Consider the following 12,419-nt stretch of genomic DNA (forward strand, 5'->3'; position numbering starts at 1 on the left):
TTCCGCGAATGACCAGCAGCAAGGACACATCCCATGGACCTTCTGATCTTTCTGGCCGGTATCGCCGTCCTGACCGGACTGGGCATGCTCCTGGCCTGGCCCCGCCACGACGACCTCGACCCCGGTGAGCACCGCCGCGAGCCCGCACGGCAGTCGGCGCGCCGGGGAAAAGCATGAGCGCCCCGGAACCGGCCCCGCCGGAGGCGCACGTCTGGATGTCCGGTGTCCGGGAGGCCGGGTGGCACGCCGTAGCGGTATCCGCCAGCGGTGGCGCACCGATGGCGGCCTGCGGGCACCGCCTGTCCGTGCCCGTCCATCACAGACTCGGGGACACTCCGCCGCAGGACGGGATACGTGTCGTCTGTCCACCCTGCACACATGCTCTGGAAAGGGAGGAACACCGAGTGCCCCGTGTCTCCGCGCGCATCGACTGGCCCACAGTGGACCCGGATATCCGGTGGCCGGAGACAGACCCCGACGAGCCGGAAACCCCGACACGGCGACGTCCCTCACTCGACACGGCCCTGGCACTGTTGCTGACCCCCGACACGCCGGCCCCGGACCGCACTCCCTTACCGAAGGCCGGTGAGTCGGCGAGTACGCCCGACGTGCTGCGGCCCGCCGCATAGACCGAACCCGGCGCGGTGTCGCGACCCCGACCCCGGCATCGCGCCGCGCCCATCCCGGCGCGGGACAACGGCGTCCCCGTCGGGGGATGGGCGGTCCTCGGTGCGGCACCTTCCCGCCGCACCGAGTTTTCCGGCCGGGACGAGCATCCCCGAGCGCCTGTGCTCGTCCCGGCCGGTCCCGCACCCTCCCGGATTTAGAGCCGGAAAACTTGATCGATTTGGATACACTGACGGCCGTGAGTGAAGCGAACACCTCCTACGAGGGCCTGCCCGAACAGATGCGGGTGCGCCGCGGAAAACTGGATCGGCTGCGCGAGTCCGGTGTCGACCCCTACATGGCGCGCTCTCCTCGCACCACTGCGATTGCCGAGGTCCGCGAGAAGTACGGGCACCTCGGCACCGACGAGCACACGGGGAAGCAGGTGGGCCTCGCCGGGCGAGTCATGCTCTACCGCACCGGAGGTAAATTGTGCTTCGCCACGATCGCCGACGCTTCCGGTGATATCCAGATCATGCTGGCTCTGGACCGGCTGGGCGACGACTCACTGGCGGCGTGGAAAACCGATATCGATCTCGGCGATCACATCGGCGTCGAAGGTGAGGTCATTACTTCCCGCCGAGGTGAACTCTCGATCATGGTCGAGAACTGGACATTGACGGCCAAATGCCTCCGGCCTCTGCCGGAAAAGCATCACGGCCTCACCGATCCCGAAGCGCGGGTGCGGCAGCGCTACGTCGATCTGATCATCAACCCGGAAACCCGCCGGATGGCGGTTCAACGTCCCGAGGCAATACGTGCGCTGCGCTCCGGTCTGCACGAGCAGGGGTTCGTGGAGGTCGAAACCCCGATGCTGCAACAAGTACACGGGGGAGCCACCGCGCGCCCGTTCAAAACCCACATCAATGCTTATGATCTCGACCTGTACTTGCGGATCGCGCCGGAGCTGTTTCTCAAGCGGCTGGTCGTCGGTGGACTGGAAAAGGTCTTCGAGATCAACCGCAACTTCCGCAACGAGGGAGCGGACTCCACGCACAATCCCGAGTTCACGATGCTGGAGTTCTACCAAGCCTATGCCGACTACACCAGCATGGCCACGCTCACTCGCGAGCTGATTCAGCAAGTGGCCTGTGCGGTCCTCGGCGACACCGTGGTCACGCGCGGCGACACCAAGATCGACCTCAGTGGCGAGTGGCCCTCGGTGCGGCTTCACGATGCCGTGTCCCAGGCTCTGGGGGAGGAAATCACCCCGCGGACTTCCACGGAATCGCTGATTCGGCTCGCCGAGGCGCACAACGTTTCCCACGATCCCCAGTGGGGACCGGGAAAGCTCGTCGAGAACCTTTTCGAGGAACTGGTCGAACCCACCCTGATCCAGCCCACGTTCGTGCAGGATTTCCCCGTGGAGACCAGCCCACTGACGAGGCAGCACAAGGACGATCCGCTGCTGACACCCCAGTGCCGACATCATCGGCGAACTGCTGCGTCCGGATGATTGCTCCCCTTGCGAGAGGCGGGACTCGGCTCAGGCCTCGACGGCGGCGCCGCAGATGCCGCAGGTCTCGAGCCGGCGGCGCTTCCAGCGTGCGATCGGGATGAAGAACACCGTGAACTGCTTGAACTCCCGCGTGCGCGTCCACTGCGTCGTGTTGTGACAGCGCGGGCAGGTCCGGGTCTCCCCGGGCCCAAGATGCTGCTGCTTGGTGCCGAGGCCGAAGATGAAAAGCACCATGCCAGCGTAGGAAGCGATTCTCCGGAGCCGGTCATCGGCACGGTCATCGCCGTGCCGGGCCGCGTCACAGCATTACGTCCTGATAAGTCGGTACTCGATCGGCGTGCTGGAGTACCGTGAGGGCTGTTGGCATCGGCGAAACGAGCCCGTTCTGCAGGGGTCACCACCTCGGCCCAGCGCCCTGGAACCTTTCGTGATCTGCACCGACGGCCGCTATCGCATGTGGTACCGGGTGTCGGTAACAGGCGTAGCGACCTGAGAACTACGCCCTGTAGTCCTTCCCACACCTCGGCCGCCTCGATTGACATCCTTATTGAAAATGGTTTTCATGGTCTTTACGAACAGGCCAGCAGGACCGCTCGCGCCACGCACGAGGACCGGCGGTTGTGCACGAGGAATGGATGCAGTCGATGAGCGCGAGAGACCGGTTGAACGCGGGATTGGTGGTGCTGGTGAGTGCTGTGCTCACCGCTGCTTGTGGCAGCGGGGGCAACGTCCGCGAAGCCCGGAGTGAGGATGGCTCGAGGCCGGTGCAGGCCTTTGTGAGCATCCTTCCGCAGCGCTACATCGTGGAACAGATCGGCGGCACGCTGGTGGATACACAGGTACTGCTGCCGCCCGGTGCCTCGCCGGCTACCTATGCCCCCAAGCCCTCCCAGTGGACGAAGCTGGCCGATGCGGACGCGTACTTCGCGGTGGACGTGCCGTTCGAGCGCGCGATGAGCGATCGCATCCGGACCGCTGGCGGGGACGATATGCGCTGGGTACGGACCTGGAAGGATGTCGACCGCGGCAAGCTCGACAACGGCGAACCGGATCCGCACATCTGGTTGTCTCCGCGTCGGGTGGCGGTGCAGGCGGCGACCGTGGCAGACGCGTTGAGTCGGATTGACCCTGCCCATGCTGATACCTATCGAAAGAATCTCGCCCGGTTCCAGGCCCGTGTCGACGACCTCGATCGCCACATCGAACGCAAGCTCAAGCCTTATTCCGGCAGCACGTTCATGTCCTTTCACCCAGCGTGGAAGTACTTCGCCGAGGATTACGGCCTGAACATGATTACGATCGAGGCCGGCGGCAAGGAGCCCAGCGCCGGAGAGCTACGGCATCTGATCGGCCGGGCCCGCAAGCTGGGCATTGAGGTGATATTCGTCCAGCCGCAGTTTTCCCAGGCCGACGCCCGCACCATCGCCGCTCAGGTGGGAGCCGGGGTGGAGCCCATCAACCCGCTGCCGGCCGACTGGGAACGCCAGCTGCAGCACGTGGCCACGGCCTTGGCCACCTCGTTCGAGGGCGCTCAACGGTGAGCACCGCGGAGCCCGCTGCCGCGCTTGTTCTGGAGGGCGTCAGTGTCGCCTACGGCACCACACCAGCACTGCGGGATGTCGATCTGCACCTGCGGGCTGGTGAGCTCGTAGCGTTGGTAGGCCCCAACGGCGGCGGCAAATCGACTCTGCTCAAAGTGGTGGCTGGTTTGCTGTCCCCATCGCAAGGCAGCGTGCGGATCGACGGTCAGCCTCCGCGCCACCGTCGACACCGCATCGGCTACCTTCCGCAAACCGAGCTGTTCGATCCCAGCTTTCCGGCCTCGGTGTGCGACGTGGTCGCCATGGGGCGGCTGCGGTCCTCCTGGCGACCCCAGTGGCTGCGTCGCTCCGACCGCGTTGCCGTTGAAGCGGCATTGGCGCGCGTGGGCATGCGGGGCCTCGCGAGACGACCCATCGGGCAACTCTCCGGCGGGCAGCGCCAACGGACGCTGCTGGCCCGGGCCCTGGTCGCCGATCCTGACCTGCTGATACTCGACGAGCCCGAAGCCGGTCTCGACCCGGAATCGACCGCCGGCTTATACGAGCTGCTGAGCTCACTGGCCGGGCAGGCGACCATTCTGGTGGCCTCCCACCATGTCGACACCGTCGCCGCGCAGGCCCTCCGCATCCTCCGCGTCGATCAATGCCTCAGCGCATCGACCAACGATGCCGACCAGAGCACCAGCAGTGATCCGGAAGCGCTGACAAGCCGCGAGCGCGGCACCATACACGAGCACAGCAATGCGAGATTCACACCATGATGCAGGTTCTGCAGCTGGAATTCATGCAAAACGCGCTGATCGCTGCGGTACTGGCCAGCATCGCGTTCGGTATCATCGGCTCGCTGGTGGTGGTCAATCGCGAAGTGTTCATCGCAGGCGGTATTGCCCATGCCGCCTATGGCGGAGTGGGGCTCGGGTTCCTGCTCAGCTTGGACCCCTCCTTGACCGCGATGGGATTCGGTTTCGTCGCCGCCCTGGCCATGGGCATAACTCGGCGCTTCACCCGGCAGCGCAGCGACACCCTGATTGGCATGCTCTGGGCCGTCGGTATGTCGCTGGGTGTCATCTTCATCAATAGCACCCCCGGCTACACCGCCAACGCGAAAAGCTACCTGTTCGGCTCCCTGCTGGCCGTCTCCGGAAGCGACCTCATCGTGATCGCGTCCGTGACTGCGGCCATCGTCGCGTTCGCCGTGCTCTACTACCGCCCGCTGATGGCCTATTCGTTCGACCCAACCTTCACTCTTGCCCGCGGACTGCCCACCTTCGCCCTCGAACTGGTATTGCTGGCTGCTATCGCGCTCACCGTCGTGGTGTTGATGCAGGTCGTGGGATTGATCTTGCTGATCGCCATGCTGACCATTCCCGCCGCTTGTGGCGCATTGTTCGCCCACAGCCTGCGCAGCATGATGATCGCAACCATCTCGATCGGAATCGTGACCTCCGTCGCCGGCTTGGCCGCGTCCTACACCTTCGACCTCACATCCGGCCCGGCAATCGTGCTGACCGCCTCGGCCGCTTTCGCTATCGCCCTGCCCACCCAACGGCTCATCGGCTGGACGAAGGCGTGAGACTGGTGATCTCGTTCTGAGACCCCGTGCCACCCGGCGGACGGACCACCGAAGAGACACGTGCCGACGGCGACCTGGAATCGCTCCGCGGCCCGGGCCGGCGGCCAGCCGTCGTCGACGGCACACCGGACCAGCCGCATCCTGCCTGTCTCGGTCAACGGGGCGTTACGGCGACACACGAGGACCTATCCACTGGTGGGGTAGGCAGTAAGTTGTCCGTATTGGGTTTCGACGATCCCGACCACGCCGTTGACGATCACTGGCGAGGCACCGGGCCGGGCATTGCGGTCCTTGCCGGTGCGGGCGTCGAGCACCGTCGAGCCGTTGTAGTCGGTGGTGGTATACACCGCGCCATGCCAGACTGCGGTCACCCTCGGAGCGAGCTGCCCGTGCGCCGGAAGCTGCCAGAGCCGCTTTCCGGTGGTTGCGTCAATCGCGAACACCTGACGAGTCTTCGTCAATGTCTCGCGGGAGCACACCAGGACCTCGACCTGATCAAACAGGCAATACGCCGTCGCACCGTCACCGGTTCTACGGTCGAGTTGGGCACCAGTGGCAGGGTCGACGAGAGCGAAAAACGGGTCGGCGGTCTCGTAGTCGATGCCGGATATGGCAAGCAGGGAACTGCCCGCCGCCTGCGCCTGCATCTCGCGCGAGGTTATCGTCATCGTCCGCCACCGAGTCCGGCCGTCTTGGACGGCCCACGCGGTGAGCTGCCGGCGCCCGCGGTTGGGCGCGACACCGACGACCTGGTTTCCCGCGAGTGCCAGCGCATGGGCGTTTTCGTGGGTCCATCGCAGTGTGCGGGTGGACAGATCCACCGCGTGGACGGTGCCCGGAGTCGATACGTTCGCGGGTGGAGCCACATTGACGATCGCCGTCGTGCCCTGCACCCCGACCACCTGGGAAAGCTGGCGAGCGGAACTGTCATCGGACAGGGGCAACGTCATGCGCCAGGCCAGCGTGCGGGTGGTCGTGTCCACTGCGACCAATTCCACCGCCCGGTGCTCCGGTGTGGTGCCGTGTCCGGGAACAATCACCACGAACGTGGCCAGCGCCTGCGTCTTCCCTTGCACCTCGGTGATCACGGGTGCCGCGGCGACCATCTGGCCGACCCCGTGAAACGCCGGTTGTGGTGGATGCTGCGGGCGAATCGCGGCCAGCCGGCGGCCCGTGCGGGTGTCGACGATCAGCAGGGCCTCCGGGGTCATCAGGTAGGCAGTGGTTCCCTGCAGCGCCACCGGTCGGGTGTGCTCCTCAACCGCGGAGGCCGCCTCGGGCAGCGGCACCGCACCGGCCCGATTGAACTGCATCGGGGGATCGAACACCTTGGGGGCGGGCGGCTTTGGCGTGGTCGACGTAGCGGAGGGCTCTGGTGGGGCCGGCGCGGGTGGCTGTCCTGCGCACCCAGCGAGCACGAGCATCCCCACCGCAGCACACACCGCGAGGCAAGGCGCCCTCAGGCGGCCTGACATGGTGCAGCTTCCCCCGAACCCCCTGCGCGATACCACCGGAGAGACCCTACCAGCGATCTTGACCATGATGGAGCGCACTTGTAGGGGTCATGCACGCTCGGCGAGGTCGGCGAGCCGATCCAGCGAGGCTTGAAGCTTGTCCGACGTGGTCGCCAGAGCGCGTGGGAAGCGCTTCTCGTCTGCCAACCGGGTCCAGTCGTAGGTGTGGGTCACCCGCGTGCACGCCGCGTCGATCGGCTCAAGCTCCCATCTCCACAGGTGCCCCGGAGGTTGCTGCCCCGGCTCGGCGGGTCGCCACGCGATGCGCCGGCCATCCTCGAACTCGACCACGTGGTTCTCCCGGACACTGCCGTGCGTGATGGTTACGGTGAACACCTCGCCCACGGCCCGGACTCGCTGCCCGCCGGGAGCCTCGGCCACGTTGTCGTTGCCGTCCCAGGCAGGCTGCTGGGCCGGGTCGGCGATGAGCTCGAAGATCCACTCTGCTCCGGCCGCCACCTCGCGGCTGACACTGACTACGTGACTTGCCTCGCTGTTGTCGCCCACGCACTCATGCAAACACACAGTAAGCAGATGCCACTATGGCGCAGGAATACTGAACGCGCAGGGACTGCAATGTCCGGTTGTCGATCGGTATGCGGACGCGGCGCAGCTTGATCGGTCATGGAATGCACTGTGTGGGTGGAGCTGCTCGCAGACGCCGGTGGGTGATTGCGCGGGATCGGGCGGGAGATCGCTGAGCTGCGGGAACGTGCCGCTTTGCGGACCGGGGGCAATGTCGGGAGCAGCGGGCCTTCACGGCATGGAAGGCTGGTGCCGTGCAAGAGCCGGAGCGCGAACCACAGCCGGGTGTCAACCCCCGCACGCCAGGCAAGAAGCCACCGCCCGCTGCCCTGCGCGGTCCGGACCGGTACCGATCACGGCCCGGATCCATGGGTCCGGATCAAGGTGTACCGACCGCTCAACGTCTTGTTACTCTCGCCGACGTCGACGACCAAGCCGGGGACCGGGTCTCGGTGTCGGCGTTTCATGCGGTGGAGCTCGTCGACGGGAGTCGTGTGTTGTTGCTGGACGATCGAGGTTGGGGATCGTCAGCGACCTGGGCCGCGAGTTCGGTAGCAGACATCCGGGAAACGACACGCACGGTGGTCGGGCCGTACGAACCGCCCGAGGGTCGTTCGTACGAAGCTGAGGAAGCACTGCACTGGGCTTCCCTGCAGCAGATCGCCCAGCGGCAGGGCTTTGCCGTCGACGCGCACGAGCTCAGCCGGCTGCCGCACGATGTTGTGCTCACCGAGCGACTGCGCGCCCGCGTAGGTCGTGGCCCGGGCCTGCACGCATCCGACTGACTGTCCTGCAGCTCACGGGATCGCTAGCCGCACACCTGCCAATCCCCGTCTGCGCAACGGTTCGCCGCGGCCTGCAGGCTGCGGTAACCGCGCATGACCACGTGACTGAAGTGCGTCCAGCAGCCGCCCGGAGTGGCCGGCGAGTCGATCACTTCCCTGCCCTCCTCGTCGCGTCACTCCCGCACGTTCACGGCGGCCTTTGCGACCTCCTCCAGCCACCCGGGCTTATCGCCCCGGCCGATGGCGTGATCTTTGCCGGGGCGATCGATTGTCGGCGCTGCTTGCCCAGGCTTGGGAAACCCGACCGTCCGGGACGGCCCATCTGACGTGATCGGCCGCCAGGACAGCAAAAAGTCCCCGCGGCCAGTGCGGTCGCGGGGACTGTGATGTTGCTGGTCCTCTTTCGCTGGGGGTCTTCACTCGTGATATTGCGCTATGGTGTTGGCTGCGGGTGCGTAGTTCGCAGAGCTCTGGGGGCGGGTTCGATCGGTGTTGGTGCTTTTGTGGTGTTGTGGATCAGGGACCGGGCCCACCGTCTGGCTTCGGTGCGGGTTCTGCTCCATACCGTGGCCTGTCCGGTGTTCGGGCTGAGCACGGTCCGGCCTGGCCCGGAGTTGACGATGAGTTCGTCCGGTGTCGGTGTGTTCATGGGGCTCACTTCGGGATGGCGAACTTCGGTTTGTCGGTGATGTTCGTGGTCACGGCCGCGGAGTAGAAGACCGTTCCTTTCGGGGCGGTGAGGTTGGCCGGGAGTGTGAGCTCGTCGCGGCCACCGGGTTTGACCAGGACCTGCCGCTGGCCGATGTATTGGTAGTCGGACTTGTTGAAGATGATCTCCTGCCGGATGTGGCCGGTGGAACTGACGCGGCCGACGGCGATACCGGGTTGGCCGTTGAAGGTGGTGGTCTCCTCGGTGACGGTGACGCCGGGGATCTTCAGGGCCGCGCGGTAGAGGGCAGCGCGTAGCTCGGACGGCACCAAACCGCTGGTCAGCACCCCGGAGAGGCGTCGGAACTGGGTGTCGGCACGGCTGTCGTTGAACACCACGGCCGATTCGCCGTGTCCGGTGGCCAGCGCATCCAGCAGTGCTTGCGGCTCATGGGGGAGCGAGGCCAGAAACTTCGGGGTCGGGTCCAGCCACGTGGCGGGTTTGTCCTCGATCGGCGTGCGGTGACTGTCCTTGGAGTTCCGGTCGCCGACCGCGCTGCCGGGATGTCCGGGTTCGATCGGGTGCATGGTGCGGCCGGTCTGCTTGCCGTGGTGACTCGGGCCTGCGAAGTACCGGGTTGTCGTCTCGAACCGGTCGGGATAGTGGTTTTTGACGTAGCGCTTGTCGTCGGCACTGCGAAACTTCGTCGCGATCGGCCCTGTCCGGGTTCGATACATCATGCCCTGGGCCTTGGAGGGTATCCACACCTCCTCGCGAGTCTTCTTCCGGAAGGCAATGAACGCGTCGTCCGGAACGGGAGTGGACGTGTGCTGCCCCTCCTTCGCGGGGATGCGGGCCAGCCGCCAGTGCTCTGTCGTGATGTGGGTGTACTGGCCGGGGCCCGGCTTCGCGGTGTCCGTGTTCTCGGCCGCGGTGTGCAGCACGTGAGCTACCGTCTCCATACGCGCGGTCTCGGGCGCGTCGCCGGCCGAGCCGAAGCCGGCCACGTTCAGGCCGGCGCCTGCCACCACCACGGCGACCGCGGCGGCCCCGGCCGTGCGGGCGCGCCGAGCACCCCGAGCGCGCCTGCCGCGCCGCAGCACACTTTGCCAGGCCCGGCCCTGACCGTCCGGAGACAGCCCCGGCTCGGAGGACGCATCCCCCAAAGCCCGGAGATGGGTGATCAGGTCTTCGTCGTCGATGTTCACAATGCCACCTCTTCGATGTCCGATCCGGTGAATAGGTCCCCATAGGCCTTGCGCAGGTTCCCGAGTCCGTGGGCAGCCTGGCTTTTGACCGTGCCGGGCGAACAGCCCAGCGCCGCGGCGACCTCGTCGATGGGAAGGTCGTAGACGAATCGCAGCACCAACACGGCCCGTTGCCGTGGAGGCACCCGTAACAGGGCAGCCCGCAAGCCTTGACGCTCGAGCTCGCTGTGCTCCTGCTCCACCGGACGCTCCGGCACGTCGGCCATAGCGTGCTCGCGGCCACGTCTCCCGCGACGGGTATTGATGAACAGCCGCGTCACGGTCTTACGCAGGTAGGCCTGCGCGGTCGCCCGCCGGACCCGGCGCCAATGCGAATACATCCGCACGAACGCCTGCTGCGCGATCTCCTCACTCTCCGCGTGATTCCCACAGAGGGTGTAGGCATACCGGCACGCGGAGGCGAACTGCGCGGCGAAAAACTCGGCGAACTCGCCGTTTCCCACCGCCGCGGACTGTCCATCATCGTCTGTGCTCGCATGCCGCACCGCAAGTCCCTCCCAGGGCCAATACCCGATCTGCTCGACTGCTCTGCCCCCACTACAAGCAGGCGGCCAGCCAGGTTGTACGACGCCAACAAACCCACCCGAAAAGTGACCTGAACCACTGACATCGACGGGCACGGCAACGTGTGCGCATGCGCCGCCCCGCAGGCAGTGGGCCGGTAATGCGGCGGTTCGGTCGCCGGGCCGGTGCGGGATGGCGCATGGCCGGAGCGGTGGAGCGGAAGGAGCGCATTGCCACCATCCGCCGGGACGCTGTCGTCGAGGTGTATGCCCGGGTCGAGGTGTTGCCGGGTGAGCACCGTCGCCGCGAGCCGGATGGAGTGTCGTTCCGGGGCAACCGGGGCGGGTACGGTCGTGGCTCGTTTCGTTGCCGGGTTTTCCCGGCGGCGTGGCAGTCGTCGATCGAGGGGAAGTGTGTCCGAGGCACCAAGCTCGGATTCCGGGAGCCACGGGGCCTTCCTCGCCGCCCTCGCGGCGCTGCTCGTGGCTCCGTCGGGGCCGTCGCGGTGTCTCCGACGGAACGGAACACAGGCGGGCCTGATCCGGTGAAACCCGGACCGGGCCCGGATCAAGGTGTACCGACGGCCCCTGCTCGGGGACGAGATCAGCCGACCCCTCCTCAGTCCACCAGTGCCTGGTAGACGAGCTGCTGCAGTTGGGAGCGGATCGGGTGCGTGCTGGAGGGCAGGAGCTGGGTCAAAAACACCACGGTGAGGTCCTCGCGCGGGTCCACCCAGAAGGCGGTGCTGGCCGCCCCGCCCCAGGCGTACTGGCCGACCGAGGCGACGACCTTGGAAGCGGTCGGATCGTCGTTGACGGAGAACCCGAGCCCGAATCCCTTGCCCGCATTGGCGACCTCGGAGAACGATCCCATGGCCAGCGTTTCCAGGTCGGCCCCGCCCGGTAGGTGGTTGCGGGTCATGTAGTCGACCGTGCGGCTGCTCAGCAGGCGGGCCCCTTCGAGCTGACCACGACCCAGCAGCATCCGGGTGAACCGGTGGTAGTCCCGTGCCGACGAGATCAGCCCACCGCCTCCGGAGAAAACCCCGGGGCGGTGATGGGCCACCCGCCCGAACTTGTCGTTGCGCACCGCCTTGCCCGCGCGGTCGGCCGTGTAGAGGCTCGCGAGCCGGTCGCCGTCCTGTTCGCCGACGCTGAAGGCGGTGTCGCGCATGTCCAGCGGCTCGAAGATGTGCTCCCGGAAGAACTCGTCGAGCGACTGTCCGGAGGCGACCTCGACCAGACGGCCGAGCACGTCGGTGGCCACCGAATAGTTCCACCGTCGGCCCGGGTCGAACAGCAGCGGGAACTCGGCCCATGCGGCACAGGCACCCGCGAGGTCGAGTCCGGCCGGGTGTCCCCACTCGAAGCCCTCGTCGCGATACATCTGGTCCACCGGGTGGATGTGGTGGAAACCGTAGGTGAGTCCGGCGGTGTGGGTGAGCAGATGCCAGATGCGGATCGGTTCGGTGGCAGGCCGGGTCTGTGGCTGCCGTGCGGAACCGTTGACGTAGACCCGCTGGTCGGTGAAGGCGGGCAGGAAGCGGCTGATCGGATCGGTGAGTTCGAAGGCGCCCTGCTCGTAGAGCATCATCGCCGCCACCGAGGTGATCGGTTTGGTCATGGAGTAGATCCGAAAGAGGGTGTCGGTCTGCATCGGCAGTCCCTTCTCGGTGTCGCGCATGCCGTGTGTGCTCAGGTGCGCGATCTTTCCCCGGCGTGCGACCAGGACCAGCCATCCCGGCAGCCTGCCGTCGGAAACGTACTCCGCGAAATGCCGGTCGATGCGCTGTAGACGCCGCGCGTCGAGGCCGACTTCGCTCGGTTCGACCTCGGTCTGTAGCTGGCCCACTGGGTACTCCTCGTCATCGGTGATCGCCTCTTTTCTACTCGTCGGTAACGCTACTGCGCCAGCAGCTCGGCAGGATCGCCGAGG

Annotated in this window: 14 protein-coding genes and 1 pseudogene; 7 read left to right on the forward strand and 8 right to left on the reverse strand. The window is 66.5% G+C overall.

Going from position 1 to position 12,419, the window contains the following annotated elements:
* Positions 1-33 precede the first annotated feature (33 nt).
* From JOF55_RS16900 to lysS, 3 genes are all read left to right on the forward strand, one after another.
* Positions 34-177, forward strand: a complete 144-nt coding sequence (locus JOF55_RS16900) for a hypothetical protein (protein ID WP_310275366.1) — start codon at positions 34-36, stop codon at positions 175-177.
* Complete coding sequence (locus JOF55_RS16905; protein ID WP_310275368.1) at positions 174-629, forward strand: hypothetical protein; 456 nt, start codon at positions 174-176, stop codon at positions 627-629. The genes JOF55_RS16900 and JOF55_RS16905 overlap by 4 nt, the downstream gene beginning before the upstream one ends.
* Before the next feature lie 278 nt (positions 630-907).
* A complete protein-coding gene (gene lysS / locus JOF55_RS16910) occupies positions 908-2,122 on the forward strand; it encodes a lysine--tRNA ligase (RefSeq protein WP_374727531.1) in 1,215 nt (404 codons plus the stop codon).
* 30 nt (positions 2,123-2,152) lie between these two features.
* Here the strand turns inward: lysS and JOF55_RS16915 are convergent, their stop codons facing one another.
* The gene (locus tag JOF55_RS16915; protein WP_310275372.1) at positions 2,153-2,359 is read right to left on the reverse strand and encodes a zinc-ribbon domain-containing protein; all 207 of its coding nucleotides are present in this window, start codon (positions 2,357-2,359) and stop codon (positions 2,153-2,155) included.
* Between the two features lie 386 nt (positions 2,360-2,745).
* Between JOF55_RS16915 and JOF55_RS16920 the strand changes: the two genes are divergently transcribed.
* Genes JOF55_RS16920 through JOF55_RS16930 form a run of 3 tightly spaced genes read left to right on the forward strand, consistent with a single transcriptional unit; the run spans position 2,746 to position 5,239 of the window.
* Entirely contained in the window at positions 2,746-3,666 is a 921-nt protein-coding gene (locus JOF55_RS16920; RefSeq protein WP_310275373.1) for a metal ABC transporter solute-binding protein, Zn/Mn family, read from the forward strand.
* Complete coding sequence (locus tag JOF55_RS16925; RefSeq protein WP_310275374.1) at positions 3,663-4,427, forward strand: metal ABC transporter ATP-binding protein; 765 nt, start codon at positions 3,663-3,665, stop codon at positions 4,425-4,427. Before JOF55_RS16920 ends, JOF55_RS16925 begins: the two co-directional genes overlap by 4 nt.
* Complete coding sequence (locus tag JOF55_RS16930; protein ID WP_310275376.1) at positions 4,424-5,239, forward strand: metal ABC transporter permease; 816 nt, start codon at positions 4,424-4,426, stop codon at positions 5,237-5,239. The genes JOF55_RS16925 and JOF55_RS16930 overlap by 4 nt, the downstream gene beginning before the upstream one ends.
* Positions 5,240-5,298: 59 nt before the next feature.
* On the opposite strand, the pseudogene JOF55_RS16935 reads toward JOF55_RS16930, so the two are convergent.
* The 3 genes and pseudogenes from JOF55_RS16935 to JOF55_RS16945 all read right to left on the reverse strand — a co-directional run.
* Positions 5,299-5,418: pseudogene (locus JOF55_RS16935) on the reverse strand (IS481 family transposase); the annotation flags it as partial.
* A 6-nt stretch (positions 5,419-5,424) separates the two neighbouring features.
* Entirely contained in the window at positions 5,425-6,552 is a 1,128-nt protein-coding gene (locus JOF55_RS16940; protein WP_310275378.1) for an outer membrane protein assembly factor BamB family protein, read from the reverse strand.
* Positions 6,553-6,801: 249 nt separating this feature from the next.
* Positions 6,802-7,260, reverse strand: coding sequence for an SRPBCC family protein (locus JOF55_RS16945; RefSeq protein ID WP_310275379.1), 459 nt, complete (start codon positions 7,258-7,260; stop codon positions 6,802-6,804).
* Positions 7,261-7,646: 386 nt separating this feature from the next.
* Here JOF55_RS16945 and JOF55_RS16950 point away from each other — a divergent pair, with 386 nt between their 5' ends.
* Positions 7,647-8,063, forward strand: a complete 417-nt coding sequence (locus tag JOF55_RS16950) for a hypothetical protein (protein WP_310275381.1) — start codon at positions 7,647-7,649, stop codon at positions 8,061-8,063.
* Positions 8,064-8,086: 23 nt separating this feature from the next.
* On the opposite strand, the gene JOF55_RS16955 is transcribed toward JOF55_RS16950, so the two are convergent.
* The 4 genes from JOF55_RS16955 to JOF55_RS16970 all read right to left on the reverse strand — a co-directional run bounded on the left by JOF55_RS16955 (position 8,087) and on the right by JOF55_RS16970 (position 12,335).
* Positions 8,087-8,215, reverse strand: coding sequence for a hypothetical protein (locus JOF55_RS16955; protein WP_310275383.1), 129 nt, complete (start codon positions 8,213-8,215; stop codon positions 8,087-8,089).
* A 502-nt stretch (positions 8,216-8,717) separates the two neighbouring features.
* On the reverse strand, positions 8,718-9,920 hold the full coding sequence (locus JOF55_RS16960) for a CU044_5270 family protein (RefSeq protein ID WP_310275385.1): 1,203 nt from the start codon (positions 9,918-9,920) through the stop codon (positions 8,718-8,720).
* Positions 9,917-10,423, reverse strand: a complete 507-nt coding sequence (locus JOF55_RS16965) for a SigE family RNA polymerase sigma factor (protein ID WP_310275387.1) — start codon at positions 10,421-10,423, stop codon at positions 9,917-9,919. The genes JOF55_RS16960 and JOF55_RS16965 overlap by 4 nt, the downstream gene beginning before the upstream one ends.
* 679 nt (positions 10,424-11,102) lie before the next feature.
* On the reverse strand, positions 11,103-12,335 hold the full coding sequence (locus JOF55_RS16970) for a serine hydrolase domain-containing protein (protein ID WP_310275389.1): 1,233 nt from the start codon (positions 12,333-12,335) through the stop codon (positions 11,103-11,105).
* Positions 12,336-12,419: the final 84 nt, after the last annotated feature.

It is taken from the genome of Haloactinomyces albus (assembly GCF_031458135.1).
In the GTDB taxonomy this organism is placed as follows: domain Bacteria; phylum Actinomycetota; class Actinomycetes; order Mycobacteriales; family Pseudonocardiaceae; genus Haloactinomyces; species Haloactinomyces albus.

Excerpts from the sequence above, each read along its gene's own strand:
- JOF55_RS16900 (WP_310275366.1), top strand. The coding sequence starts at position 34 with ATGGACCTTCTGATCTTTCTGGCCGGTATCGCCGTCCTGACCGGACTG.
- JOF55_RS16905 (WP_310275368.1), top strand. The coding sequence starts at position 174 with ATGAGCGCCCCGGAACCGGCCCCGCCGGAGGCGCACGTCTGGATGTCC.
- lysS (WP_374727531.1), top strand. The coding sequence starts at position 908 with ATGCGGGTGCGCCGCGGAAAACTGGATCGGCTGCGCGAGTCCGGTGTC.
- JOF55_RS16915 (WP_310275372.1), bottom strand. The coding sequence starts at position 2,359 with ATGGTGCTTTTCATCTTCGGCCTCGGCACCAAGCAGCAGCATCTTGGG.
- JOF55_RS16930 (WP_310275376.1), top strand. The coding sequence starts at position 4,424 with ATGATGCAGGTTCTGCAGCTGGAATTCATGCAAAACGCGCTGATCGCT.
- JOF55_RS16940 (WP_310275378.1), bottom strand. The coding sequence starts at position 6,552 with ATGCAGTTCAATCGGGCCGGTGCGGTGCCGCTGCCCGAGGCGGCCTCC.
- JOF55_RS16950 (WP_310275381.1), top strand. The coding sequence starts at position 7,647 with ATGGGTCCGGATCAAGGTGTACCGACCGCTCAACGTCTTGTTACTCTC.